This is a genomic window from Pantoea sp. XAF26B01_ASV70 (assembly GCF_054512635.1).
Window position 1 is genome coordinate 3,046,317 of record NZ_CM137251.1, and the last position, 26,612, is coordinate 3,072,928.

The window sequence follows — 26,612 nt, forward strand, 5'->3', positions numbered from 1 at the left end:
TTCATCCTCTTAATGGGTGGCGCCGCCAGCCTGTCTGATATCCTCGCCGGTCTCCAGCGTGACCTTTACCGCAATTTCCAGCGACTGAATAATGGACGCCAGCGCCATGCTCGGTGCGCCCGGATGCTGCGCCGCCTGTTCAGGCAGATAAGGAATATGGATAAAGCCTCCCCGCACCGGACTGTCATGCTGCTCAAGCCAGTGCAGCAGGCCGTACATTACGCGGTTACAGGTAAAGGTGCCCGCCGTTTGCGACACTGAAGCGGGGATCCCCGCTTCCCGCACCGCCGCCACAATCGCTTTGATGGGCAGACGGGAAAAATAGGCTGCCGGGCCACCTGCTACAACGGGCTCATCTACCGGCTGATGACCAGCGTTGTCCGGGATACGGGCGTCATCGACATTAATACCAATACGTTCAACGGTAATGTCGCTTCGCCCGCCCGCCTGCCCCACCGACAGAATCGCATCCGGTTTCACCTCTTCCAGCGCCTGATTCAGCACCCTGAGTACGTCGCTGAATACCACCGGCAACTGGCGGATCACTATCGTCGCCCCGCTAATCTGTTTGCCTTCCAGCGCGCGCACCGCTTCCCATGAAGGGTTAATCGTTTCACCGCCAAAAGGTTCAAAGGCGGTCATCAGGACAGTTTTCATGCAACCTCACAGGAACATCAGGAAATAGAGCAGGAAAATATTAACGATTAACAGTAGCACACCGGTCGGAATCTGAGCCTTGATCACCGCGTTACGATCGGGCAGTTCCAGCAGCGCTGCCGGGACGATATTGAAGTTGGCCGCCATCGGCGTCATCAGCGTACCGCAGTAGCCGGAGAACATACCAATTGCCGCCATCACTGCCGGGTTTCCGCCGTGCTGCAACACCAGAATCGGGATGCCGACGCCTGCGGTGATTATCGGAAACGCCGCAAAAGCATTACCCATGATCATGGTTAACAGCGCCATCCCGACGGCATAGACGGTGACCGCGACAAAGCGATTATCTACCGCCAGCCAGGTTTCTGTCAGATGCGAAATCGCACTGCCCACGCCTGCGCTGGTAAACAGCAGCCCCAGGGTGGCAAGGATCTGCGGCAGGATAAAGGCCCAGCCAATCGAATCCAGCAGGCGACGGGTCTCCTGCATCGACTGCACCGGTTTCTCGTGGGTCAGTTTTAACGCCACCAGCCAGCCAATCACACAGCCGACCATCATTGAAAACAGCGTCACCAGCGTGGCGTGGTTACCGGGGCCGAACACCGCATCCTGCAAACCGGGAATATGGTTAAACGCCAGCACACCGACCACGGTCACGACCGGAATCGACAGTGCAGGCAGAAACAGTTTATTGCGCAGACGCAGCGCACTGGCCTGTTTCTCTTCATCGCTGCGCTGATGATAGCGACCCAGCCTGACACCGCCAAACCCGGCAATCAGCGCCATCACCACCACAATGACACCGATGCCGATGTGCAGCATACGGGTGCCCGCCGCATCTGACCCCATCCAGGCGCTCATCAGTTGTGTCGTCCAGTCACCGACCAGAAAAACCAGGCCATACAAAGCCCAGAACAGTCCGGTGGTAAAACGACGCGGATTCGCGCTGTCACGCCAGGAAAGCACCGCCACCACCAGCAGGATAATGCCCGCCAGCCACATCAGATATTGTTGCTGGAACATTACTCACCTCCTTTGGCTTTCAGCGCCTGACGGTTCAGCTGCTGCAGCTCTCGCGCCAGTTGCCGATCCAGCCGCACCAGACGTGCCGAGTGGATCAGGAACGCGGCGACGGCAGTCGGAATGCCCCATAAGGCGATGTGCAGCGGTTCGGTCTGAATCCCGGCTGACTCCTGCATAAAGTTGTGCATAAAGATAATCGCGCCAAACGCCACGAAGATATCCTCACCAAAGAAGAGGCCGACATTATCGGTCGCCGCTGACATCGCGCGCAGCCGATGGCGCAGCTCAGGTGAGATCTCGCCATAGCGGCTTTCAGTTGCGCCTTCCGCCATCGGTGCCAGCAACGGACGCACCATCTGCGGATGTCCGCCGAGACTGGTTAACCCCAGCGCGGCGGTGATTTCGCGCACAAACAGGTAGACGATCAGCAGCCGTCCGGCGGTTGCCGTTTTGATCTGTGCAATCCACGCCTGCGCCCGCTCTTTCAGTCCGTGACGCTCCAGCAGGCCAATGACCGCCAGCGGCAGCAGCAGGATCAGCGGCAGGTTGCGGGTGTTGAGAAAACCTGCCCCGAGCTTTTCCAGAATGTCCGCCAGCGGCATCATCGCGGCCAGACCGGTCACAAACCCGGCGACAATCACCACCAGCACCGGATTGAACCGTAACAGGAAGCCGACGACGATGGCGGCGATGCCCAGTAATGGCCAGAGATTTACTGCACTATCCATGGATTTCCCTCAGAGTTGAAAAACCCGGCATACGCCGGGCTAAGTGTGGTTGTTCAGTTGCTGGTGACACGAATCTGCTGATCGGCAAACGCATCACGCAACCGCTGTGCAAATTGCAGGGCGTGCGCGCCGTCGCCATGTAAGCAGACGGTCTGTGCATTCACCGCTACCCATTCTCCGGTGATACTTTTGACTTTGCCCTGCTGCACCATCGTCAGCGTCTGACTGATAGCCAGCTGTTCATCTTCAATCAGCGCGCCCGGCTCGCTGCGCGGCACCAGCGCACCGCTACTGAGATAGCCACGGTCGGCGAACACCTCTTCCCGCGTACGTAGGCCGTAGTGCGCCGCCGCGCGAATCGATTCGCTGTTAGCCAGTCCCACCACAATCAGCTGGCTGTCGACAGCCCTGATGGCGCGGGCAATGGCGTCCGCCAGCACCGGATCGGCCGCAGCCTGGTTGTAGAGCATGCCGTGCGGTTTAACATGAAGCAGCCGCGCACCTTCGCTTTCCGCCAGACTTTTCAGCGCACCAATCTGGTAGATCATCTGGGCGTAGACCGTTTCCGGCGGCAGCTGCATGGCGCTGCGGCCAAAGTTCTCCCGATCGGGAAAAGCGGGATGTGCACCAATTGCGACGCCGGATGCCTGTGCCCAGCGCACCGACTGCAGCATGGTCTGCGCATCACCTGCGTGAAAGCCACAGGCGATGTTGGCGGAACTCACCAGCTTCAGCAGCGCCTGATCGCTGGCGCAGCCCTCGCCCAGGTCGGCGTTTAAATCAATTTTCATTGAGTCCCCACTTCATCTGGTCCAGGGCGCGTTGCTGATGCTGACGTGCCAGCATCGCTTCTGGCAGGGTGCAGTGAATAAAGTGAATCGGCTCACCCAGCCGGATTTGCGCCAGGTGATAGAGATCGGCTTCGATAACCGAGGCGATGCGCGGATAGCCGCCGGTGGTCTGGGCATCCGCCATCAGCACGATAGGCTGTCCGTTCGGCGGCACCTGAATCACACCCGGCATCACGCCGTGTGACAGCAACTCGCGCGGACTTTCGCGCTCAAGCTTGCGTCCCTCAAGCCGGTATCCCATCCGGTTACTTTGCGGGCTGAGTTTCCATGCGGTACGCCAGAACGCCTGCTGCGCTTCGCGGCTGAACTCGTGATACTCCGGGCCAGGTAGTGCGCGGATGCGGTTGCCCCATAGCAGTTGCCGCACCCCGACTTTACGGTCAAACGTGCGGGTCGGTTTACCCAGCGGGAGCTGATCGCCATCCTGCAAGGTTCGCCCCTGAAAGCCGCCAAATTTTGCTTTTAGATCGGTGCTGGCAGAGCCGAGCATCGCGGGGATATCAAAACCGCCCTGCACTGCCAGATAGCTGCGCATGCCGCGCTGCGGCATCGCCAGTGACAGGAGCTGCCCCCGTTTCACCGGCGTGCGCCAGCCCGTCCAGACCGGCTGGCCGTCAAGCTCCGCATGGCAGCCTGCGCCGGTCAGCGCAAACCAGCCATCGCGGGTAAACTCCGCTTTGAACTGGCCGAGCACCATCTCCAGCACCGCGCTGTCGGGATCATTGCCCACCAGCACATTGGCGGTGAACATCGCGGGATGATCCAGCACACCGCCAGGGCTGATGCCATACTGACGCCAGCCGTAACGGCCCGCATCCTGAATAGTCGCGGCCAGGCCGGCTCGCAGAATGTTTAACATACGCCCTCCTGTTGCGGCACAAAGCGAACCCTGTCACCGGGACGGAGCAGCGTGGGCGGTTGCTGCAGGGGATCAAACAGCGCGGTGCGCGTCTGGCCAATCAACTGCCAGCCGCCGGGCGAAGCCAGCGGATAGACGCCGGTCTGGCTGCCGCCGATGCCCACCGAGCCGGCGGGCACTGCAACCCTGGGCTCAGCACGCCGCGGGATGTGCAGGCGCTGATCCAGTCCGCCCAGATAGGGAAAACCGGGCTGAAAGCCGATAAAAAAGACCACATAGTCGCTGCTGCTGTGCAGCTCAACCACCTGACGGGGCGTCAGCGCGGCGTGTTCCGCCACCACCGTCAGATCGGGGCCAGACTCGCCGCCATAGATCACCGGGATCTCCACCTGACGCGACTCCGGCAACTGCGCTTCACTCTCTTCCCACCAGCGCTGAAGCCGCTCTATTGCGTCCAGCGCGCTCTGCTGGGGATCACGCAGGATCAGGGTGATGTTGTTCATGCCGGGGATCACCTCCAGCACGCTGGCATAGTCGTGCAGTCGCTGATTCAGTCCCCAGATTCGTTGCTGGCTCTCCAGTGAGACCGGCGGTTCCAGCTCCAGCACGACAGCGCGTTCACCCAATAAATAACACCGTGCTCGTTGCAACAGCTACCTCCCGCTCAGTTGAGATCGCGCCTGGCCGACCTGACCGGATGCCCGGTGCAGCCCATTGCTTATCTACGTAAAGCAAACAGTTATGCGAAAGTGACAGGGATGTGTCAACAGATTTAGGTCCTGCGCAGGCGCGCAGGACAAGGGAGAGTGTCAGGCAGGATTAGGGATATCGATGAAGGTCACATCAAGATCGTGGTGTTGCGCCAGCCAGTCGCCCAGCGCTTTTACGCCGCCGCGCTCGGTGGCGTGATGGCCTGCGGCAAAGAAATGCAGCCCCTGCTCACGCGCGCTGTGAATAGTCTGCTCAGAGACTTCACCGGTGATAAAGGCATCGACGCCCGCCGCCGCGGCCTGGTCGATAAAGCCCTGCCCGCCCCCGCTGCACCAGGCAATACGACGGATCAGCGCTGGCGCGTTGTCACCACAATGCAGGGGTTCACGTCCCAGCCTCTCACCGATTCGGCGGGCCAGCTGTTCGCCGGACAGGGGCTCAGCCAGCTCACCCCAGAACACCAGCGGCATCACTTCGCCGCGCACTTCGATATCCAGCAGTTTCGCCAGTTGGGCGTTGTTGCCTAATTCAGGATGCGCGTCGAGCGGCAGGTGCCAGCCATAGAGATTGATATCGTTGGCCAGCAGGGTCCGCAGACGACGGCGCTTCATACCTTTAATCGCGGCCGGTTCACTTTTCCAGAAATAGCCATGATGGACAATAATCGCATCGGCCTGACGCGCCACCGCCTCATCCAGCAGCGCCTGACAGGCAGTGACGCCGGTGATAATCGTTTTGATCTCGCTGCGTCCCTCAACCTGCAAACCGTTGGGGGCGTAATCGCTGAAACTGTGGCTATCAAGTTGCTGATTGATCAGCGTCTCTAATTCGTAATGGTTCATTCAGGCTCCTTCGAGGCCTCAGGCTGCGCTCTTGGCGCGCTCAAAGGCGTCTAATGTCTTTTTACGTGCCACCTTATGATCCACGATTGGTGCCGGATAATCGAGTTTCTTATGATGCTTCTCCGCCCAGACATGGGGCTGGTGAATATCACTGTCAGGGACCCCGGCCAGTTCAGGCAGATAGTGACGGATAAAATCCCCCTTCTCATCGAAGCGCTCGCCCTGCGTGGTCGGGTTAAAGATGCGGAAATAAGGCGCCGCGTCCGTGCCGGTCGAGGCCGCCCACTGCCAGCCGCCGTTGTTCGCAGCCAGGTCACCATCAATCAGCTGCTGCATGAAATAGCGTTCACCTTCACGCCAGTCGATCAGCAGATCTTTGACCAGGAAACTGGCGGTGATCATCCGTAAGCGGTTGTGCATCCAGCCCAGCGCCTTCATCTGACGCATTGCGGCATCGACAATCGGATAGCCGGTTTTACCCGCTTTCCACGCGTCGAAATGTGCATCGTTACGCTGCCATTCAACATTACGCGTCCAGTCGATAAACGGCTTGTGTCGGCACAGCGCCGGCCAGGCAACCAGCAGATGACGGTAGAATTCACGCCAGATCAGCTCGTTCAGCCAGGTGAACGCGCGGCTGTTGTCCAGCGCATCGGGATGTTCATGCAGCACGCGATGCAGGCACTGACGTGGCGACAGTACGCCGGTCGCCAGATAAACCGACAGACGGCTGGTGGCGTCCAGCGCCGGAAGGTCGCGCTTAGCGGGATAGTCGATAACCGGTTGCGTGGCGAAATGGCGCAACCGCTTCAATGCCGCCGCTTCGCCTGGCGGAAACAGATCCTGATCAAAGTCTTCGGTTGGATAGTCAAAGGCGGGAATCGGGGAGGCTTTTAGGGGTGCGCCTTCGCGCGCTTTCGGCGCAGGCACGCACTCAGGCAGCCCCTGCTGCAAGCGGCGGACAAAGGCTTTGCTGAACGGGGTAAACACCTTATACATCGAGCGATCGCCGCTCTGCACACTGCCGGGCGGCAGCAACAGGCTGTCATCAAAGCCCTGGCAAATCACGCCCGCGTCGTCGAGACGCTTTTCAGCCTCCGCATCGCGCTGGCGTTCATTAACTTCATACTGGTAATTGTAGAAGAGCTGATCGACCTGCTGCTTAGCGCAGAACTGCAGCAGCGCATCAATACTGTCGCTGAAGGCGTGACACGCCTGGTAGTGCAGTTCAATGCCCCGCTCCGCCAGCGCACGCTGCACCTGCAACAGACTGGCGTGGATAAACGCCGCCTGCTTCGGTGACATGTCATGCTGCTGCCACTGTGCTGGCGTGGCAAGGTAGAGCGCAATCACTTTTGCATCGCTGTCGCGGCAGGCGGCGTGCAGCGCCAGATTGTCATTGACGCGTAAATCGTTACGCAGCCAGACCAGATGGGTGGTCATACTCCTCCTGTATTACTGTCCGTAGCGTAAGCACAAGGCTTCGGGATAGGGATCGAAATAGCGTTGCTGGGCCAGCCACGGGTGCGGGTACTCCGCCATGTAGTGTTTGAGAATGGTAATCGGCACCAGCAGCGGTTGTGTGCCCTGACGATAGCGGTCAATCAGCGTTGCCAGTTCCTGGCGCTGCGGTGAACTCAGGTGCGTGCGGAAGTAGCCCTGCACATGCATCAGCACATTGGTGTGATTGCGACGTGAGGCGGGACGTGACATCAGTTCCATCATGCGATTGCGGTACTCAAAGGCAAAGGCGTCCAGCGACTCCCACTGGCTCATGGAGGCGACAAAGGGTCCCAGCTCGCGGTATTTCTCCTGCGAATGCGCCAGCATCATCAGTTTATAGCGGCTGTGGAAGGCGATCAGCCCCTGCCGGGTCAGGCCGTTTTCCCACATCTGATTAAATTCATGCAGCGCGCAGACACGACCGATAAAGTTCTCACGCAGGGCGGGATCGTGCAGACGACCATCTTCTTCCAGCGGCAGCCAGGGCATCTCGCGCTGCAGGAATTCAGTAAAAATACCGGTGCCTGCTTTGCGGTTATTGTTGTTATCGGGCTCATAGACCCGCACCCGCTCCATGCCACAACTGGGTGATTTGGCGCAGAGGATATAGCCACAGAGGTGATGCAGCGATTTTACCCGCTCAGCAGACCAGTCACGCATCTGCGTCGTAACCTCTTCTCCGCCATCTTTGCTGAAGCAGAGATGCAGCTCATCATCGCCCTGCTTCACCAGACGCAATGCCGGGCGCGGCGTTGGCAGACCAATCGCCATCTCAGGGCAGATGGGCTCAAAACGGACAAATGGGGTGAGATCGTCGGTCGCAAAAGTAAGACGCTTATGCCCACCATCAAATCTGACGCGGTCGCCGAGCAGGCATGCACTGATTCCAACGGGGATTTTTTTGCTCATACTTGTACAACCTCCGAAATCTTGTAGAGGTTTAAGTGTAGCGTAAAATGGTCAGGAATAAAGGGTTAAAACGGGATTCCGGATCGCTTATTCTCAGAAAAAATGCAAAAAAAAGCCCGGTCAGTTGACCAGGCCTGTTTTGCGGCAGGGGAAATCACCAGAACGCGCTACCACTCGCTTCAGCCTGCGCCAGCCAGACCGGCTTGGCGCTGGTCTTACACCAGACGCGGTGCAGATAGCTGTAGAAACGTGCCCGATCCTGTCGAAACAGCATAACAGGAAGCGCCAGTACGCCGAGAAGAACCACCAGCGTACGTCGCGCAATAATTTTATAACGTGGATAAGCCCGATACATGGTTTCTCCTCCCGGTAAGTGAAATAGTGTGAATGTGATCTGTGTTCAACTTTACGCCAGGTTGTGTAATTTTACTACTCATCTGACCACTTATTTACCGCTATTTTTGCTGTTTAAGAATTAACCTGTAATTAAGTTACAAAAAGGTTACCGCCTGGTTGCGTTAGCGTTGAAAGGGCCGACAGATTATGGTCGCGGACGCCAGCATAAAATGTTGATAAAGTAGCGCTTCGGTCCCCACTTAAGGCAGGTATTGCGTGACCACGGTTTTGATCGTTGAAGATGAAAAAGAGATCCGGCGCTTTGTCCGGCTGGCGCTGGAAAATGAAGCCCTTAAGGTGTTTGATGCCGATACACTGCAACGCGGACTGATTGAAGCGGCGACCCGCAAGCCGGACTTAGTGATCCTGGATCTGGGTCTGCCGGATGGAGATGGCACCGATTTCATTCGTGACCTGCGCCAGTGGAGCGCCATACCGGTGATTGTGCTGTCAGCGCGCAGCGATGAGCAGGATAAGATCGCCGCACTGGATGCGGGAGCAGATGACTATCTGACCAAACCCTTTGGCATTGGCGAACTGCTGGCGCGCGTCCGGGTTGCGCTGCGTCGTCATAGTGGCCAGCAGCCGGATGCCAGAGTGACGTTTGCCGACGTCAGCGTCGATTTCGCCGCACGACGGGTACAGCGCGGCAGCAGTGAGATTCACCTTACCCCGATTGAATTTCGTCTGTTGAGTATTCTGCTTAACAATGCCGGTAAGGTGCTGACACAGCGGCAGTTGCTGAGCCAGGTCTGGGGACCCAATGCGGTTGAGCACAGCCACTATCTGCGCATCTATATGGGACATCTGCGCCAGAAGCTGGAAGCCAATCCGACACAACCGGCTCATCTGCTGACGGAAACCGGGATCGGCTATCGCTTTATGCCATAAAAAAAGGCGCCAGAGGCGCCTGAGACTGTCAACAAATTCTGGCCCGGTTCGCTGTGAGACCGAGCTTGCTCAGGAAACAGGGTCAGATCGGAAAGACGCAAAAGCCGTCATCCATGACACGCTCGGCCCACGCCATCCATGGCGTGGGACGCTTTCCTCTTCTGACCCTGTTCCCTGCGCGTTAAATAAATCCGTTGCGGTCAGATTTACCCTGATGTGAGTTTGTCAGCAGCTCTGAGGCGCGCGATGCGCCTCTTTATCTGCCCGACTAATCAGGCGTTTTTCAGCACTTCGCTGACAATCTCAACGGCTTCTTTCTCAATCTGCGCGCGGTGTTCAGCGCCCAGGAAGCTTTCACAGTAGATTTTGTAAGCGTCTTCGGTGCCTGAAGGACGGGCAGCAAACCAGCCATTCTCCGTCATCACTTTCAGACCGCCGATAGATGCACCATTACCTGGCGCGGCAGTCAGACGAGCGGTGATAGGATCACCCGCCAGCGTATCAGCGCTGACCATCTCCGGTGACAGCTTCGACAGCGCGGCTTTCTGCGCTGAGGTGGCTGATGCCTGCAGACGGTTGTAGCTTGGTGCGCCAAAGCGCGCTGCCAGTTCGTCATAGTGCTGCTGCGGATTTTTACCGGTTACGGCAGTAATTTCAGCGGCCAGCAGACACATGATGATGCCATCTTTGTCCGTAGACCACGGCGTACCGTCGAAACGCAGGAATGAAGCGCCTGCGCTCTCTTCGCCACCGAAACCGAGGCTGCCGTCATACAGACCATCAACAAACCATTTGAAACCCACCGGCACTTCCACCAGCTTGCGACCAATGTCGTTGACCACACGGTCAATCATGGCGCTGGAGACCAGGGTTTTACCCACGGCAACATCCTGACCCCACTGTGGGCGGTGCTGGAACAGATAGTTGATCGCCACCGCCAGATAGTGGTTTGGATTCATCAGACCCGCCGGGGTCACAATGCCGTGACGGTCATAATCGGGATCGTTGCCGAACGCCAGATCGAACTTGTCACGGTAAGCCAGCAGGCCTGCCATTGCGCTTTCAGACGAGCAGTCCATGCGGACCACGCCATCTTTATCCAGATGCATAAAGCGGAAGGTCTGATCGACCGCGTCATTCACCAGCGTCAGATCCAGCTTGTAGTGCTCAGCAATACGCTGCCAGTAAGCAATACCGGAACCACCCAGTGGATCCACACCCAGCTTCAGGCCTGCTTTCTGAATCGCCGGGAAGTCGATAATCTCTGCCAGACCTTCAACATAAGGCTGGATCAGATCTTTCTCGACCACATGACCGCTGGCCATCGCCTGCTCCAGCGGCAGACGTTTCACCTCTTTCAGGCCATCTTTGATCAGCTGATTGGCACGATCTTCAACCACTTTGGTGACGTTGGTATCAGCAGGTCCGCCGTTAGGTGGGTTGTACTTGATGCCGCCATCTTCCGGTGGGTTATGCGACGGCGTAATCACGATGCCGTCAGCCAGCGCGCCACCCGCTTTGTTGTGCTCAAGAATCGCATTCGAGATCGCAGGGGTCGGCGTATAGCCATTATCCTGCTGCACGATCACATCAACGCCGTTTGCCGCCAGCACTTCCAGAACAGACAGGATGGCGGGTTCAGACAGCGCATGGGTGTCTTTACCGACGTAGCAAGGCCCGGTGATACCATTCTTTTTACGCTCTTCGGCAATCGCCTGCGCGATCGCCAGAATGTGCATCTCGTTGAAGCTTTGACGCCCTGCACTGCCGCGATGGCCGGAAGTGCCAAATTTCACCGCATGTTCCGGGTTCGCCACATCGGGCTGCAGGACATAATATTGTGACGTTAATTGTGCAACGTTAATCAAATCGCTCTGCTGGGCGGGTTGCCCGGCACGTGGGTGATTGGCCATTGGCGCTGCTCCCTGACGCTTAAGTTTTAAATGGTGCCGCAAACTTTCTCGGTCAGTTCCGCAGGGAACTGCATCGAGAGCATGATGTGTTCGATCATGCTGCATTTACGACCAGTATTGGTGTTGGTGATCACCCAGTACGGCGTGCCGGGCACATGCTTCGGCTTAGTATGGGTGCCATTCTGCAACAGCGTATGCTCATCACCTGCAAAATAGACGCGGGTGCGGCCCTGCAGAGATGCAGTAGCTTCAGCAAAGGCTGCGGTATCAAGACGATAGAGCGTTGACAAGATAAGCATAAAGCGATTCACCGCCCGCTTCTGCTCCGCATATTCATCGGAAAGCAGCAGCTCGCGCACCGCGCGGACACGATCCTGCGGGCGCGAACCCACAGACGCAGGCTGGGACTCTTTCGCTGCATCTTTTGAGGCTGGCTGTGCAGGCGAAGCGGGTGCAGTCTGACCGGCCGTGAACTTCAGCATACGACGCAGAATGTCGGATGCGCTTTCACCAATGTGTTGCGTGTGGCTGGCAATATAACGGTAGAGCTCTTCGTCAACTTCGATCGTTTTCATCTTATTCCGTACGGTTCTTTCTCATGACAGAACCACCTGTTTCCTGAAAAGCTCTGAGTATAGTCAGGCAATTCAAAGGGTGTGTGGGTTCTAACATCAGGATTATAAAGTTAAAGTCAGGCGGGTTGTTAGCAATCAAACGGTTTACGGGCAAAAGTCAGAATATGTCCTAATGCCGCCGGAACCGGCGCGCCTGAAAAGGTGAAACCATGATAACCTAAGCTCAGGTCTCAAACTTAAGAACTTTGCTATGATTTTGAACGCCCGTCTGCAAACTGAACAATCCCCTGCTGATTCTCTGCCCATCCTGCTTATTCACGGTCTGTTTGGCAGTCTCGATAACCTTGGCGTGCTGGCGCGCGGGCTGAAAGATGCCGGTCCGTTGCTGCAGGTAGATGTCCGCAACCACGGACTTTCACCACGATCTGACGAGATGAACTACGCTGTAATGGCGCAGGATATGGTCGAAACACTGGATGCACATGGCATTGATCGCGTCGCGGTGATCGGACACTCGATGGGCGGTAAAATCGCCATGACCATGAGCGCGCTGGTGCCGGAACGCATTGAGCGCCTGGTGATGATCGATATCGCCCCGGTGGATTACCAGACGCGCCGTCATGACCAGATATTTGCCGGCATTCGTGCCGTCACCGATGCGGGCGTCTCATCCCGCAGCGAGGCGGCGAAGGTCATGCGAACGCTGATCGAGGAAGAAGGGGTGATCCAGTTCCTGCTGAAATCCTTCCAGGAGGGGGAGTGGCGCTTCAACGTTCCGGTGCTGTGGGATAACTACACCACGATCTCTGGCTGGCAGCCGGTTCCCGCCTGGAATCACCCGGCGCTGTTTATTCGCGGCGGCGACTCCAGCTACCTGGATAACAGCTATCGCGATGCGTTGCTGCAGCAGTTCCCGGCCGCTCAGGCGCATGTGATCGGTGGCGCAGGACACTGGGTTCATGCAGAGAAACCCGATGCCGTTTTGCGCAGTGTCCGTCGCTTTTTTGCGCTTTAAAAGCAAATAGATGGCGGCAAAGGTTTAGGATTGGCGTCCGGCGTAAGCGTGAAGTATGATGGCGCGCTAAAATTTTGCCGCGGGTCAGTTTTGCTGCGGCAATGGCCAATAATTTATAATCTGCGCGGTGAGTGTCTGGCGCCCGCCCCCATTCAGTTTTACTAAGCCATGGCAAAAGAACAGACTGACCGCACGACGCTCGATCTCTTTGCTGATGAGCGCCGCCCCGGTCGACCCAAAACCAGTCCGCTTTCGCGTGATGAACAGCTGCGCATTAACAAGCGCAATCAACTGAAACGTGACAAAGGACGCGGGCTTCGTCGTGTCGAACTGAAAATGAACAGTGACGCCGTCGATGCACTCAATACGCTGGCAGAACAGCGCAATCTCAGCCGTAGCGAACTGATTGAACAGATGCTACTGGCACAGCTCAAACTGGATTAATGCGGGCAAATCGCACGCAGAGGCAAATGTCGGGGCTTTAACCGTTCACCGGTTTTCTCTCGTCTGCTATTATTCGCTGAAATGTGCTGCGGCACACATCTCATCATCAGGATTTAAGAGGTTATTTTACTCATGGCACTCGTAGGCATCTTCTTCGGCAGCGATACCGGCAATACCGAAAACATTGCAAAAATGATCCAGAAACAGCTGGGTACAGATGTTGCAGAAGTCCATGACATCGCAAAAAGCACAAAAGAAGATCTGGAAGCGTTTGATATCCTGCTGCTGGGTATTCCGACCTGGTACTACGGCGAAGCGCAGTGCGACTGGGATGACTTTTTCCCGACGCTGGAAGAGATCGATTTTAACGGCAAGCTGGTTGCGCTGTTTGGCTGTGGCGACCAGGAAGATTACGCAGAGTATTTCTGTGATGCCATGGGCACGATTCGCGACATTATCGAACCGCACGGTGCCGTGATTGTCGGACACTGGCCAACTGAAGGCTATCACTTCGAAGCCTCGAAAGGCCTGGCCGATGATACCCACTTCCTGGGCCTGGCCATTGACGAAGATCGCCAGCCTGAGCTGACCAGCCAGCGTGTGGAGCAGTGGGTTAAGCAGATTTTTGATGAACTGCAGCTGAAAGAGATCATCGAAGCCTGATCCTGCCCGACTCAATGTGAGCGCCAGCTCACATTGAGGCAATGAAAATGCCTATAGAAATAATAGCCACATTTTTTTAACTTTCTCCGTTTAATCTGTAGAATACCCGCATCGATCTTCCGCTTATTTTCTCAGGCGGCAAGACTAAGTGATGTGCTAACAGACCTCTGTCAGAATCTTCCCCGGCCCGGTGACGAATCCCCAATAGCCCATGATGATTCAGACACGCCCTCTGGTTTTCATTTCATCGCTTCAGTTCTATAATGAGACGCAAATGAGAATGAGCACAGATCGACATTCAAGGCGATAAGCCACAAAAGTGAATATTAGTAACAGGACAAAATCCGCATGACTGACAACAACACCGCATTAAAGAAGGCTGGCCTGAAAGTAACGCTGCCCAGACTGAAAATTCTGGAAGTGCTTCAGGAACCTGAGTGCCATCACGTCAGTGCGGAAGATTTGTATAAACGCCTGATCGACATTGGCGAAGAGATTGGCCTGGCGACCGTTTACCGTGTTCTGAACCAGTTTGATGATGCCGGTATTGTGACTCGTCACAACTTTGAAGGCGGCAAGTCTGTCTTCGAACTGACGCAGCAGCATCACCACGATCACCTGATCTGCCTGGATTGCGGCAAGGTTATCGAGTTCAGCGACGAATCGATTGAAACGCGTCAGCGTGAAATCGCGACCCGCCATGGCATCAAGCTGACCAACCACAGCCTCTATCTCTATGGACACTGTACGCTGGGCGATTGCCGTGAAGACGAAACGCTGCACGACCAGTAACGCTGGCGCGGCCTGAAATAAAAAAACCGGTGAATTCACCGGTTTTTTTTCGTCTGTTTTCTGCCCTCACCTCAGGCGACCAGCGTCTCCTGCAGATAGCGCCAGCGTGGAATGGAGCTGCTGCAATCCAGAATGGCCAGCGAAATGCGGCTCTGGTTATTGCCGTTCATCATCTGCATTTCGCGATACTGTACGACGATCTCTTTTTCATGATGAGAGAGAATGACATGTTCACAGGTGGCAATGCGCATCCCTTCCCGCTGCCCTTGTAACTGCTGGAAAAGATCCTCGACCTCGTTCAGATTGTACTCTTTGCCCTTTGGGGTCACCATGCGAAATTCAGGATGAAAATAGGACATCAGCAGCTGGAAACTGTCATCAGATCCGGCTGGCTGATTAAAAATACGTTCAATGAGCTGATGTAAAACGACGACACTGTGTTTGGCTTCCTGGGCGAGAACTGTCATTTTTTTTCCTTCTGTAACCCGCTTTGCAACCTCTGAGAGCGGATAGCCTACCTGAAAGCTGACAATTCACATCCTGAAATTGATTAATTTTTTTAAACTCAGATTACTCCCACAAGTCGGTATTGAACCGGTTGTGGTTAGTGCAGAATAAACGTCGGCGATGGTAAAAATCGGGGCAATAAAAAAGGGCGATAAATCGCCCTTTTGTCATTTTATGAGGTCAGCCCCAAAAAATTTATTCGCCCGTTTTGGTCCAGGTATCACGAAGACCGACGGTGCGGTTAAACACCAGTTGCGTCGGTTTCGAGTAAACGCTGTCGGCGCAGAAATAACCTTCACGTTCAAACTGAAACGGTGTTGTCGGTTCCACATCGCGCAGGCTGGGTTCAACAAAGCCGTTTTTGATGGTCAGTGACTCAGGATTAATGACCGCCAGGAAATCCTCTGCAGCAGCCGGGTTTGGCACACTGAACAGACGATCATACAGACGGAACTCAGCTGGCTGCGCGTGATCCGCAGAAACCCAGTGAATCACGCCTTTGACTTTGCGGCCATCGGCTGGATCTTTGCTCAGCGTATCAACATCGCTGGTGCAGTAGATGCAGGTAATGTTGCCCGCTTCATCTTTGGCGACCCGCTCAGCACGAATCACATAGGCGTTACGCAGGCGGACTTCTTTGCCCAGCACCAGACGCTTATATTGTTTGTTCGCCTCTTCACGGAAATCCGCGCGATCGATCCAGATCTCGCGGCTGAACGGCACTTCACGCGTGCCCATCTCCGGTTTACCCGGATGATTTGGCATGGTGACGATTTCGCTATGGCCTGCTGGCAGGTTTTCGATCACCACTTTAAGCGGATCTAAAACCGCCATGGCGCGGGGCGCATTCTCGTTGAGATCATCGCGGATACAGGACTCCAGCGAAGCCATCTCCACGATGTTATCCTGCTTGGTCACGCCAATACGACGACAGAACTCACGGATAGAAGCGGCGGTGTAACCACGACGACGCAGACCTGAAACGGTCAGCATGCGCGGATCGTCCCACCCTTCTACGTGCTTCTCGGTCACCAGCTGAGTGAGTTTACGTTTCGACATCACCGCATACTCCAGATTCAGGCGCGAGAATTCATACTGACGCGGATGAACCGGAATAGTGATGTTGTCCAGCACCCAGTCATAGAGACGGCGGTTGTCCTGGAACTCCAGCGTACAGAGCGAGTGCGTAATGCCTTCCAGCGCATCGGAGATGCAGTGGGTAAAGTCATACATCGGGTAGATGCACCACTTATTGCCGGTCTGGTGGTGTTCCGCGAACTTGATGCGGTAAAGCACCGGATCGCGCATCACGATGAAATTAGAGGCCATGTCGATTTTGGCGCGCAGACAGGCGGTGCCTTCGGCAAACTCACCGTTTCGCATCTTCTCAAACAGCGCCAGATTCTCTTCCACGCTGCGATCGCGATAAGGGCTGTTTTTACCCGGCTCTTTCAGGGTGCCGCGATATTCACGAATCTCATCCGGACTCAGTTCATCAACGTAGGCCAGTCCTTTGGAAATCAGCTCGATGGCATAGTTGTAGAGCTGATCGAAATAGTTTGATGAGTAACAGACCTCACCGCTCCACTCAAAACCCAGCCACTGAACGTCACGCTTGATGGATTCAACGAATTCCATATCCTCTTTAACCGGATTGGTATCGTCGAAACGCAGGTTGCATTGCCCCTGATAATCCTGGGCGATGCCAAAATTCAGACAGATCGATTTCGCATGACCAATATGCAGATAGCCATTGGGCTCCGGCGGAAAACGGGTATGCACGCTGCTGTGCTTACCGCTCGCCAAATCTTCGTCAATGATCTGACGAATAAAGTTAGTTGGGCGGGCTTCAGCCTCACTCATCTCAAAAATCCTCAATACGAATAACGGGTGATTTGTACCACGAAGTAACGGAGTATGATCCACAAAGCGTCTGAGGGAAACAACCGTTTGTTAAGCCTTTAAAACAAAAAAGGCAGGAATCGCTTCCTGCCTGTGGGGTTCTGTTGCGGGGATTAGCCTTTCACTTCATACAGCGGGGTTTCCCCTGCTATTACCTGACCCTGTGCCAGTAAAGTCAGACCGGCGAAATCGTCGCTGTTGCTGACCACGACCGGACTCACCATTGAGCGGGCATTGGCGTTAAGGAATTCAAGGTCCATCTCCAGTACTCGCTGACCGGCGACCACGCTGGCCCCCTCTTCAACCAGACGGGTAAAGCCTTTACCTTCCAGCGCCACGGTATCCAGCCCCATGTGCACCACAATCTCCACGCCATTGTCGGTTTCCAGACAGAAGGCATGATTGGTGTTAAAGATTTTCACCAGCGTACCGGCAATCGGTGCCACTACCCATTTGTCGCTGGGCTTGATCGCCAGACCGTCACCCACCGCTTTGCTCGCAAAGGCTTCATCCGGCACATCATCCAGCGCCACGACTTCACCGCTGACCGGCGCCAGCAGCGTGGCGATGACCTGCTTCTCACTGTTCAGCACCGCCTGCGGTTTAACGTCCGGCTCGGCCGGCGCACTGCTGGTAGCCGCTGCAGCGACCGGACCTTTGGTCAGCACTTTTTTCATGGCCGAGGCGATGCTTTCTGCCTGGGTACCCACGATGATCTGCACGCTCTGTTTGTTAAGACGGATTACGCCGGACGCGCCAAGACGCTTAGCAACCGCCTCATTCACCTGCGCCGAGTCATTCACGTTAAGACGCAAACGGGTGATACAGGCATCGATGCTGGTTAAGTTAGCTGAACCACCAATCGCCCCAATGTAGCGGCGCGCCAGTGACTCTGTGGCACTTTCACCGCTATCCGTTTTATCAACATTAACGTCATAACCATCAGTTTCATCACCATCAACCGCCAGCTCGCGGCCCGGCGTCATCAGGTTGAATTTTTTGATGGTAAAGCGGAACACAACATAATAGATAACGAAGAAGACCAGACCCTGCGGGATCAGCATGTACCAGTGTGTCGCCAGCGGATTACGGGTCGACAGCACCATATCCACCAGCCCGGCGCTGAAACCAAATCCGGCAATCCAGTGCATGCTGGCAGCGATGAAGACAGAAATACCGGTCAGGACGGCGTGGATCAGATAAAGCACGGGTGCCACGAACATGAAGGAGAACTCCAGCGGTTCGGTAATACCCGTAAAGAAGGCAGCAAACGCCGCGGCCAGCATGATACTACCCACTTTGACGCGGTTCTCAGGGCGCGCACAGTGGTAGATAGCCAGCGCAGCACCCGGCAGACCAAACATCATGATCGGGAAGAAGCCCGCCTGATAACGACCGGTGATGCCGACAGTTGCCGATCCGTCAGCCAGTGACTGTGCACCGCCAAGGAATTTAGGAATGTCATTAATGCCCGCAACATCGAACCAGAACACCGAGTTCAGGGCGTGATGCAGACCGACCGGAATCAGCAGGCGGTTAAAGAAGGCGTAGATACCGGCACCGGCAGAGCCGAGCTTCTGGATATGTTCACCAAAGCCCACCAGACCGTTAAAGATAACCGGCCAGATATACATCAGGATAAAGGCGACCAGGATCATCAGGAACGAGACCAGTATCGGCACCAGTCGCCGTCCGCTGAAGAAGGAGAGTGCTTTCGGCAGCTCGACGTGGCTGAAGCGGTTATAGACCTCCGCCGACAGGATACCGACCAGAATACCGACAAACTGGTTATTAATTTTGCCAAACGCCACAGGTACCTGGTCAACCGGCATCTTCTGTATCATCGCCACCGCGGCCGGTGAGCAGAGCGTGGTGACTACCAGGAATCCGACAAAGCCGGTCAGGGCTGCCGCACCATCTTTATCTTTCGACATGCCATACGCGACACCAATCGCAAACAGCACTGACATGTTTTCGATGATGGCAGCACCAGATTTGATCAGTAACGCCGCCAGCGCATTACCTGCGCCCCAGCTGTCTGGATCGATCCAGTAGCCCACGCCCATTAATATCGCTGCTGCTGGCAGGGTTGCTACCGGCACCATCAGTGCGCGCCCCACCTTTTGTAAGTAACCTAACATATCCCCTTCCCCCTATGAGCCTGACTTGTCGCTTTGCGCTGCTTAATGTTGTTATGTCAGCTGCAAAGATCGTTAATACACTTCATATCACGCAGCGAAGTGTAATGATAAATTAATTCGCCTCGCAAATTAAAAGCCTGGTAAATGTGATTTTTATCACTAAAAAACATCGTTTCATACGGCAACATCTGGCTATGACCGTAAACTTATTTTATGATCCGAAATATTGAATTATGCGCTGGCCATGGCGACAATGAATCATCTGTTCAGATTGGTGACTCACGCAACGGCTTAGCCATCCCCTTTCTATTTTCAATTGAGGTGAAACATGAGACTGATTCCTTTAGCGACACCAACCCAGGTGGGAAAATGGGCCGCCCGACATATTGTTAATCGTATCAATGCGTTTAACCCGACGGCGGATAAACCTTTTGTCCTGGGTCTGCCAACCGGCGGTACGCCACTGGAAGCGTACAAACACCTGATTGATATGCACAAAGCGGGCCAGGTCAGTTTTAAAAACGTCGTGACATTCAATATGGATGAATATGTTGGCCTGCCAAAAGAGCATCCTGAGAGCTATCACAGCTTCATGTATCGCAATTTCTTCGATCACGTTGATATTCAACCGGAAAATATCAACCTGCTGAATGGTAATGCCCCCGATATTGACGCAGAATGTCGTCAGTACGAAGAGAAAATTCGCGCGCTGGGTAAAATTCACCTGTTCATGGGCGGCGTTGGCAACGACGGTCATATCGCCTTTAACGAACCGGCTTCCTCTCTCGCTTCCCGTACCCGCATTAAAACCCTGACCCATGACACCCGCGTGGCGAACTCCCGCTTCTTTAACGGTGACGTTGATCAGGTGCCTAAATATGCGCTGACGGTCGGCGTCGGTACGCTGCTGGATGCAGAGGAAGTGATGATTCTGGTTACCGGCCATGTTAAAGCGCAGGCATTACAGGCGGCGGTTGAAGGCAACGTTAATCATATGTGGACCATCAGCTGCCTGCAGCTGCACGCGAAATCGGTGGTAGTGTGCGATGAGCCGGCCACCATGGAACTGAAAGTGAAAACCGTGAAATATTTCCGCGAAATGGAAGCGGAAAATATGAAAGGCGTGTAACAGAACATTGTCATGCCCTGCTGTTACGCTGAGTGACAGCAGGCCAGGACGGGAGAAGAAAGATGTACGCATTAGTTAACGGTCGAATCTACAGTGGCCATGAGGTTCTGGATAATCACGCGGTGGTGGTTGCCGATGGGCGTATTGCGCGCGTCTGTCCGCGTGAAGCGCTCCCGGCGGATATTGAGCAGCGGGATATGGCAGGGGCAAATATTGCGCCAGGCTTTATCGATCTCCAGCTCAATGGCTGCGGTGGCGTGCAGTTCAATGACAGCCTTGAGGCGCTCAGCATTGAAACGCTGGAAACGATGCAGCGCGCCAATGAAAAGTCTGGCTGCACCAGCTTTTTACCGACGCTGATAACCAGCAGCGACGCCCTGATGAAGCGGGCGATTGAAACCATGCGCGCCTACCTGCAGAAACATCAGAATCAGGCGCTGGGTCTGCATCTGGAAGGGCCCTGGCTGAGCAAAGCGAAAAAAGGCACCCACGATCCGGCGCTGATTCGCCTGCCGGATGCGGCGATGGTGCAGTACCTGTGTGACAACGCGGACGTCATCACCAAAGTCACGCTTGCCCCTGAAAATGCGGGTAGCGATGTGATTCGTCAATTGACTGATGCCGGGATTATTGTCTCAGCCGGTCACTCGAATGCGACCTATGAAGAGGCTAAAGCGGGCTTTTCTGCTGGTGTGAGTTTCGCGACGCACCTCTACAACGCCATGCCCACCTTTGCCGGACGTGAACCCGGGCTTATCGGTGCGCTGTTTGATTCGCCTGATGTATACTGCGGCATTATTGCGGACGGTTTACATGTACATTACGCTAACGTGCGCAATGCAAAACGCATCAAAGGCGACAAACTGGTGCTGGTCACGGATGCCACTGCACCGGCTGGCGCAGACATAAGCGAGTTTATTTTTGCAGGCAAAACAATCTATTATCGCGATGGGCTCTGTGTCGACGAAAACGGTACATTAAGTGGTTCTGCCCTGACGATGATTGAAGCGGTACAAAACAGCGTTGAACATGCAGGGATCGCACTGGACGAAGCGTTGCGCATGGCAACACTCTACCCGGCACGGGCGATGGGCGTGGAAAGGCAGTCAGGCTCGATCGAAGCAGGAAAAATCGCGAACCTGACTGTGTTTACGCGCGACTTTAAAATCATAAAGACGTTTGTCAACGGAGACGACGTCCTGAGCGAGTAAGCACTGAATGACCACTGGCGGCCAGTCACAAATAGGAAATGTCGATCTTGTTAAGCAACTCAATAGCGCAGCGGTTTACCGGCTGATTGATCAACAGGGGCCGATATCGCGCATTCAGATTGCCGAACTTAGCCAGCTCGCGCCCGCCAGCGTCACCAAAATTACCCGTCAGTTGATTGAGCGCGGCCTGATCAAAGAGGTAGACCAGCAGGCGTCTACCGGTGGTCGCCGCGCCATCTCCATTATCACTGAAACCCGCCATTTCCATACCATCGGCGTCCGCCTCGGACGCAACGACGCCACCCTGACTCTGTTTGACCTCAGCGGTAAATCGCTGGCGCAGGAAGATTATGCGCTGCCGGAACGCACTCAGGAGACGCTGGAACATGCGCTGTTTAACGCCATCAGCAGCTTCATTGAGCAGCACCAGCGTAAAATTCGCGAGCTGATCGCGATTTCAGTGATCCTGCCGGGGCTGGTCGATCCGATTAACGGCGTGATCCGTTATATGCCCCACATCTCTGTCAGCCGCTGGCCGCTGGTCGCCAGTCTGAAAAAACGTTTTAACGTTACCAGTTTTGTGGGTCATGATATTCGCAGCCTGGCGCTGGCCGAGCACTATTTCGGTGCAAGCCGCGACTGTGCTGACTCGATTCTGGTGCGTTTACACCGGGGCACGGGCGCCGGCATTATTGCCAACGGCCATATTTTTCTCGGCAGCAACGGCAACGTTGGCGAAATCGGCCATATTCAGGTCGACCCGCTTGGCGAGCGCTGCCACTGCGGCAACTTTGGCTGCCTTGAAACCATTGCCGCCAACGGCGCCATTGAAAATCGGGTACGCCATCTGCTGAATCAGGGCTATCCCAGCGTACTGACGCTGGAGGCGTGCCAGATATCCCACATCTGCAAAGCGGCCAATCAGGGTGATGCACTGGCCTGCGAAGTGGTTGAGCACGTTGGCCGTTATCTTGGCAAAGCTATCGCGATTGCGATCAACCTGTTTAATCCGCAAAAAGTGGTGCTGGCGGGTGAGATCACTGAAGCAGAAAAAGTGCTGCTGCCCGCGATTGAGGGCTGCATTAATACTCAGGCATTAGAGGCCTTCCGTAAAAATCTGCCGGTCGTGCGTTCCACCCTGGATCATCGTTCCGCTATTGGTGCCTTTGCGCTCGCTAAACGTGCCATGCTTAACGGCATTCTGCTGCAACATCTTCTGGAAGACTAAGCTAACCCGCTGCTGTGGCGGGCCATATCGGATCTGACTATGACCATTAAAAGCGTAATTTGTGATATCGATGGCGTGCTGATGCACGACAACACGGCCGTTCCCGGCGCACAGGAGTTTTTACAGCGCATTCTGGCCAAAGAGATGCCGCTGGTGGTGCTGACGAACTATCCCTCGCAAACCGAGCAGGATCTGGCTAACCGCTTTGCCTCGGCCGGTGTCGAGGTGCCCGACTCCGTTTTCTATACCTCCGCAATGGCAACCGCCGACTTCCTGCGCCGTCAGGAGGGCAAAAAGGCGTATGTAATTGGTGAGGGCGCACTGATTCATGAACTCTACAAAGCGGGCTTTACCATTACCGATGTGAATCCCGATTTTGTCATTGTCGGAGAGACGCGCTCGTTTAACTGGGACATGATGCATAAAGCGGCCTTCTTTGTGGCTAATGGCGCTCGCTTTATTGCCACCAACCCGGATACCCATGCGCGCGGTTTTATTCCTGCCTGTGGCGCACTCTGTGCGGGTATTGAGAAGATATCAGGCCGTCGCCCATTTGTTGTCGGCAAGCCCAGCCCCTACATTATGCGCGCCGCGCTGAACAAAATGCAGGCCCACTCGGAAGAGACCGTGATTGTCGGTGACAATCTGCGAACCGATATTCTGGCCGGTTTTCAGGCGGGTCTGGAGACGGTGCTGGTGCTCTCCGGCGTCTCGACGCTGAGTGATATCGATGCCATGCCGTTCCGTCCGGACTGGATCTACCCTTCTGTGGCCGATATCGACCTGTTCTGATTCATTTCTCTTATGACGCATCCGGCTAATCTGTGATGCGTCCCCCCTTTTTGCGCTATATCTCTCACTTTTACTGCCTGATTTCTGCTCGAAAAAGCTATTTTATTGCTGATCCATCAACGAAACGGCTTTAAAATTATCGTTTATTCAATTTTATTGCCATGCAAGCAATCTTTTTATCAGTAAATCACGATTCCTCTTGCATTGAATGCACCAAATAGCGCATTTTCTTATGTATCACGCAGCATCAGGCTGCCGGACAAACGCAAAAGATAACATCGCCGTAAGGTGAGCTCAGGAGTCAGTTATGTGTTCAATTTTTGGTGTGCTGGATCTGAAAACCGATCCTGTTGAGCTGCGCAAAAAAGCGCTGGAATGTTCACGCTTAATGCGTCATCGCGGCCCGGACTGGTCAGGCGTCTATGCCGATGACCATGCTATTCTGGCGCATGAACGTCTCTCAATTGTTGACGTTAACAATGGCGCACAGCCGCTGTACAACGCCGATCACACCCACGTACTGGCAGTTAACGGCGAAATTTATAACCATCAGGCACTGCGCGCTGAACTCAGCGATCGCTACGCGTTTCAGACCGGTTCTGACTGTGAAGTGATTCTGGCGCTCTATCAGGAGAAAGGTGTCGATTTCCTCGATGAGCTGGAAGGCATGTTCGCCTTTATCCTCTATGACACCGTTAAAAAAACGTACCTGATTGGTCGCGACCACATCGGCATCATCCCGCTCTATATGGGTAACGATGAGCATGGCAACCTGTTTGTTGCTTCAGAAATGAAAGCGCTGGTGCCTGCCTGCCGTTCAATCAAAGAGTTCCCGCCGGGAAGCTATCTCTCCAGCACCGATGGCGAGATCCGTCGTTACTATCAGCGTGACTGGATGGAATATAAAAACGTTGAGCACAACACCACCGACGCCGCTGGCCTGAAACATGCGCTGGAAGAGTCCGTGAAAAGCCACCTGATGTCAGATGTGCCTTACGGCGTGCTGCTGTCAGGCGGTCTGGACTCTTCCATCATTTCAGCCGTGACCAAACGTTACGCGGCGAAACGGGTTGAAGATCAGGATAAAAGTGATGCGTGGTGGCCACAGCTGCACTCCTTCGCGGTAGGGCTGGAAGGTTCACCCGACTTAAAAGCGGCGAAATCGGTGGCGGAGCATCTGGGCACCGTACACCATGAAATTCATTTCACCGTGCAGGAAGGTCTGGATGCCATTCGCGATGTGATTTATCACATTGAAACCTATGACGTCACCACCATTCGTGCCTCTACGCCAATGTACTTAATGTCGCGTAAAATTAAAGCGATGGGCATTAAGATGGTGCTGTCGGGCGAAGGCGCAGATGAAGTCTTCGGCGGCTATCTCTATTTCCATAAAGCGCCAAACGCCAAAGAGTTCCACGAAGAAAACGTACGTAAACTGCAGGCGCTGCATATGTTCGACTGCGCCCGTGCCAACAAAGCGATGTCCGCCTGGGGCGTTGAAGCCCGCGTACCGTTCCTGGATAAAAAATTCCTGGATGTGGCGATGCGTATTAACCCGGCCGATAAAATGTGTGGCAGCAACGGTAAAATGGAGAAGCACATTCTGCGTGAATGTTTCTCCTCTTACCTGCCGGAGAGCGTGGCGTGGCGTCAGAAAGAGCAGTTCTCGGATGGCGTGGGTTACAGCTGGATCGACTCACTGAAAGAAGTGGCTGCGAAGCAAATCAGCGATCAGCAGCTGGCTACCGCTCACTTCCGCTTCCCGTTCAACACGCCGGGTTCGAAAGAAGCCTATCTCTATCGTGAGATCTTTGAAGAGCTGTTCCCGTTGGCGAGCGCGGCAGAGTGTGTGCCTGGCGGTCCATCGGTCGCCTGTTCTTCTGCCAAAGCGATTGAATGGGATGAAGCGTTTAAAAACATGGACGATCCCTCTGGTCGTGCCGTGGGTGTGCATCAGTCAGCCTATAAATAAGCCGGCTGAAAGCAACCAGAATGGGCCCGCTGCGGCCCATTTTTTTTACGATTAGCGTTGTATTCACTGAAAAATTGCCGAATAAACACCCAGGCTGGTTATAAGCCAGTCAAACAGCGATTATCTGGCAAAAAACGGTAAAAAAATTGTTGACGCTGTCTGGTCAACTCCGCATAATGCGCCCCGCAACGCCGATGAAGGTAACGCGAAAAAAAGATGGCTACGTAGCTCAGCTGGTTAGAGCACAGCACTCATAATGCTGGGGTCACAGGTTCGATTCCCGTCGTAGCCACCATCTTTTTTTGCGGGAGTGGCGAAATTGGTAGACGCACCAGATTTAGGTTCTGGCGCCGCAAGGTGTGCGAGTTCAAGTCTCGCCTCCCGCACCATTTCATTATTCGGCAGCGTGGATGGGATATCGCCAAGCGGTAAGGCACCGGTTTTTGATACCGGCATTCCCTGGTTCGAATCCAGGTATCCCAGCCAATTTCGATGATTCTCGAGGCTGAGAACGGACGAATGGGATATCGCCAAGCGGTAAGGCACCGGTTTTTGATACCGGCATTCCCTGGTTCGAATCCAGGTATCCCAGCCATCATTGAAATGCAGTACAATTTGGCTACGTAGCTCAGCTGGTTAGAGCACAGCACTCATAATGCTGGGGTCACAGGTTCGATTCCCGTCGTAGCCACCATATAATTGGGGTGTCGCCAAGCGGTAAGGCACTGGTTTCTGATACCAGCATTCCGGGGTTCGAATCCCTGCACCCCAGCCATACAAAAGACAATTTGAAAAACACCATTATTGGGGTGTCGCCAAGCGGTAAGGCACTGGTTTCTGATACCAGCATTCCGGGGTTCGAATCCCTGCACCCCAGCCAAATTGCACAACCTGGCCCGCTTTTGCGGGCTTTGTTGTTTTTGTCGTTCCCCTTCCTGATTGCAGGCCCGCCGTG

General features: G+C 54.9%; 25 protein-coding genes and 7 tRNA genes. 17 read left to right on the plus strand and 15 right to left on the minus strand.

The genetic code is table 11. The annotated features are described in order from the left end of the window. Positions 1–9: 9 nt before the first annotated feature. The 10 genes from pcp to ACX8ZY_RS14380 all read right to left on the minus strand — a co-directional run bounded on the left by pcp (position 10) and on the right by ACX8ZY_RS14380 (position 8,438). Positions 10–657 carry a pyroglutamyl-peptidase I gene (gene pcp, locus ACX8ZY_RS14335; RefSeq protein ID WP_421665053.1) on the minus strand — a complete coding sequence of 216 codons (648 nt, stop codon included), beginning with the start codon at positions 655–657 and terminating at the stop codon, positions 10–12. A 6-nt stretch (positions 658–663) separates the two neighbouring features. Next, positions 664–1,680 carry a DUF979 domain-containing protein gene (locus tag ACX8ZY_RS14340; protein ID WP_031592206.1) on the minus strand — a complete coding sequence of 339 codons (1,017 nt, stop codon included), beginning with the start codon at positions 1,678–1,680 and terminating at the stop codon, positions 664–666. Further along, positions 1,680–2,408: a DUF969 domain-containing protein gene (locus ACX8ZY_RS14345; RefSeq protein WP_010671295.1), complete on the minus strand. Its 729-nt coding sequence runs from the start codon at positions 2,406–2,408 to the stop codon at positions 1,680–1,682. The genes ACX8ZY_RS14340 and ACX8ZY_RS14345 overlap by 1 nt, the downstream gene beginning before the upstream one ends. Before the next feature lie 53 nt (positions 2,409–2,461). Beyond that, positions 2,462–3,199, minus strand: a complete 738-nt coding sequence (gene pxpA / locus ACX8ZY_RS14350; protein WP_045140672.1) for a 5-oxoprolinase subunit PxpA — start codon at positions 3,197–3,199, stop codon at positions 2,462–2,464. Next, the gene (pxpC, locus tag ACX8ZY_RS14355; RefSeq protein WP_010260710.1) at positions 3,189–4,118 is read right to left on the minus strand and encodes a 5-oxoprolinase subunit PxpC; all 930 of its coding nucleotides are present in this window, start codon (positions 4,116–4,118) and stop codon (positions 3,189–3,191) included. The genes pxpA and pxpC overlap by 11 nt, the downstream gene beginning before the upstream one ends. After that, positions 4,112–4,768, minus strand: a complete 657-nt coding sequence (gene pxpB, locus ACX8ZY_RS14360; protein WP_052270803.1) for a 5-oxoprolinase subunit PxpB — start codon at positions 4,766–4,768, stop codon at positions 4,112–4,114. The genes pxpC and pxpB overlap by 7 nt, the downstream gene beginning before the upstream one ends. A 159-nt stretch (positions 4,769–4,927) precedes the next feature. Further along, positions 4,928–5,671, minus strand: a complete 744-nt coding sequence (locus ACX8ZY_RS14365) for a type 2 GTP cyclohydrolase I (RefSeq protein WP_010260703.1) — start codon at positions 5,669–5,671, stop codon at positions 4,928–4,930. An 18-nt stretch (positions 5,672–5,689) separates the two neighbouring features. Then, entirely contained in the window at positions 5,690–7,114 is a 1,425-nt protein-coding gene (gene phrB, locus ACX8ZY_RS14370; RefSeq protein ID WP_022626044.1) for a deoxyribodipyrimidine photo-lyase, read from the minus strand. 12 nt (positions 7,115–7,126) lie between these two features. Beyond that, entirely contained in the window at positions 7,127–8,083 is a 957-nt protein-coding gene (locus tag ACX8ZY_RS14375) for a YbgA family protein (RefSeq protein WP_022626045.1), read from the minus strand. A 154-nt stretch (positions 8,084–8,237) separates the two neighbouring features. Then, a complete protein-coding gene (locus ACX8ZY_RS14380; protein ID WP_064689947.1) occupies positions 8,238–8,438 on the minus strand; it encodes a DUF2517 family protein in 201 nt (66 codons plus the stop codon). Positions 8,439–8,695: 257 nt separating this feature from the next. On the opposite strand from ACX8ZY_RS14380, the gene kdpE reads away from it, so the two are divergent. Further along, entirely contained in the window at positions 8,696–9,370 is a 675-nt protein-coding gene (kdpE, locus tag ACX8ZY_RS14385) for a two-component system response regulator KdpE (protein ID WP_010260694.1), read from the plus strand. A gap of 272 nt (positions 9,371–9,642) precedes the next feature. Here the strand turns inward: kdpE and pgm are convergent, their stop codons facing one another. Further along, on the minus strand, positions 9,643–11,283 hold the full coding sequence (pgm, locus tag ACX8ZY_RS14390) for a phosphoglucomutase (alpha-D-glucose-1,6-bisphosphate-dependent) (protein ID WP_010260692.1): 1,641 nt from the start codon (positions 11,281–11,283) through the stop codon (positions 9,643–9,645). Positions 11,284–11,309: 26 nt separating this feature from the next. Further along, positions 11,310–11,858 carry a replication initiation negative regulator SeqA gene (gene seqA, locus ACX8ZY_RS14395; RefSeq protein WP_010260690.1) on the minus strand — a complete coding sequence of 183 codons (549 nt, stop codon included), beginning with the start codon at positions 11,856–11,858 and terminating at the stop codon, positions 11,310–11,312. 250 nt (positions 11,859–12,108) lie between these two features. Between seqA and ybfF the strand changes: the two genes are divergently transcribed. From ybfF to fur, 4 genes are all read left to right on the plus strand, one after another. Next, positions 12,109–12,873: an esterase gene (ybfF, locus tag ACX8ZY_RS14400; protein ID WP_033766681.1), complete on the plus strand. Its 765-nt coding sequence runs from the start codon at positions 12,109–12,111 to the stop codon at positions 12,871–12,873. A gap of 168 nt (positions 12,874–13,041) precedes the next feature. After that, positions 13,042–13,317 carry a LexA regulated protein gene (ybfE, locus tag ACX8ZY_RS14405; RefSeq protein WP_010260688.1) on the plus strand — a complete coding sequence of 92 codons (276 nt, stop codon included), beginning with the start codon at positions 13,042–13,044 and terminating at the stop codon, positions 13,315–13,317. A 132-nt stretch (positions 13,318–13,449) separates the two neighbouring features. After that, the gene (fldA, locus tag ACX8ZY_RS14410; RefSeq protein ID WP_010671288.1) at positions 13,450–13,980 is read left to right on the plus strand and encodes a flavodoxin FldA; all 531 of its coding nucleotides are present in this window, start codon (positions 13,450–13,452) and stop codon (positions 13,978–13,980) included. A 348-nt stretch (positions 13,981–14,328) separates the two neighbouring features. Then, positions 14,329–14,772: a ferric iron uptake transcriptional regulator gene (fur, locus tag ACX8ZY_RS14415; protein ID WP_009091454.1), complete on the plus strand. Its 444-nt coding sequence runs from the start codon at positions 14,329–14,331 to the stop codon at positions 14,770–14,772. 71 nt (positions 14,773–14,843) lie between these two features. On the opposite strand, the gene ACX8ZY_RS14420 is transcribed toward fur, so the two are convergent. The 3 genes from ACX8ZY_RS14420 to nagE all read right to left on the minus strand — a co-directional run bounded on the left by ACX8ZY_RS14420 (position 14,844) and on the right by nagE (position 19,322). Further along, entirely contained in the window at positions 14,844–15,239 is a 396-nt protein-coding gene (locus tag ACX8ZY_RS14420) for a hypothetical protein (RefSeq protein ID WP_010260686.1), read from the minus strand. 235 nt (positions 15,240–15,474) lie between these two features. After that, positions 15,475–17,142 (minus strand): glutamine--tRNA ligase, encoded by a 1,668-nt coding sequence (gene glnS, locus ACX8ZY_RS14425; protein WP_010671287.1) that lies wholly within the window; start codon positions 17,140–17,142, stop codon positions 15,475–15,477. Positions 17,143–17,294: 152 nt separating this feature from the next. Continuing rightward, positions 17,295–19,322, minus strand: coding sequence for an N-acetylglucosamine-specific PTS transporter subunit IIBC (nagE, locus tag ACX8ZY_RS14430; protein WP_031293061.1), 2,028 nt, complete (start codon positions 19,320–19,322; stop codon positions 17,295–17,297). A gap of 328 nt (positions 19,323–19,650) precedes the next feature. Here nagE and nagB point away from each other — a divergent pair, with 328 nt between their 5' ends. From nagB to ACX8ZY_RS14490, 12 genes are all read left to right on the plus strand, one after another. Then, complete coding sequence (gene nagB, locus ACX8ZY_RS14435; protein ID WP_010260676.1) at positions 19,651–20,451, plus strand: glucosamine-6-phosphate deaminase; 801 nt, start codon at positions 19,651–19,653, stop codon at positions 20,449–20,451. 62 nt (positions 20,452–20,513) lie between these two features. Then, positions 20,514–21,662 carry an N-acetylglucosamine-6-phosphate deacetylase gene (gene nagA, locus ACX8ZY_RS14440; RefSeq protein WP_010671285.1) on the plus strand — a complete coding sequence of 383 codons (1,149 nt, stop codon included), beginning with the start codon at positions 20,514–20,516 and terminating at the stop codon, positions 21,660–21,662. Between the two features lie 7 nt (positions 21,663–21,669). Continuing rightward, positions 21,670–22,890 (plus strand): DNA-binding transcriptional regulator NagC, encoded by a 1,221-nt coding sequence (gene nagC, locus ACX8ZY_RS14445; RefSeq protein WP_010260667.1) that lies wholly within the window; start codon positions 21,670–21,672, stop codon positions 22,888–22,890. A 39-nt stretch (positions 22,891–22,929) separates the two neighbouring features. Continuing rightward, on the plus strand, positions 22,930–23,682 hold the full coding sequence (locus tag ACX8ZY_RS14450) for an HAD-IIA family hydrolase (RefSeq protein WP_010260664.1): 753 nt from the start codon (positions 22,930–22,932) through the stop codon (positions 23,680–23,682). Positions 23,683–23,989: 307 nt separating this feature from the next. Further along, positions 23,990–25,657 (plus strand): asparagine synthase B, encoded by a 1,668-nt coding sequence (gene asnB, locus ACX8ZY_RS14455; protein ID WP_264366996.1) that lies wholly within the window; start codon positions 23,990–23,992, stop codon positions 25,655–25,657. A gap of 218 nt (positions 25,658–25,875) precedes the next feature. Then, positions 25,876–25,952, plus strand: a tRNA-Met gene (locus ACX8ZY_RS14460). Positions 25,953–25,961: 9 nt separating this feature from the next. Then, positions 25,962–26,046, plus strand: a tRNA-Leu gene (locus ACX8ZY_RS14465). A 22-nt stretch (positions 26,047–26,068) separates the two neighbouring features. Then, positions 26,069–26,143 (plus strand) — tRNA-Gln (locus ACX8ZY_RS14470). Positions 26,144–26,177: 34 nt separating this feature from the next. Continuing rightward, a tRNA-Gln gene (locus ACX8ZY_RS14475) sits at positions 26,178–26,252 on the plus strand. Between the two features lie 22 nt (positions 26,253–26,274). After that, positions 26,275–26,351 (plus strand) — tRNA-Met (locus ACX8ZY_RS14480). A gap of 6 nt (positions 26,352–26,357) precedes the next feature. Further along, positions 26,358–26,432, plus strand: a tRNA-Gln gene (locus tag ACX8ZY_RS14485). Between the two features lie 30 nt (positions 26,433–26,462). Beyond that, a tRNA-Gln gene (locus tag ACX8ZY_RS14490) sits at positions 26,463–26,537 on the plus strand. Positions 26,538–26,612 lie beyond the last annotated feature (75 nt).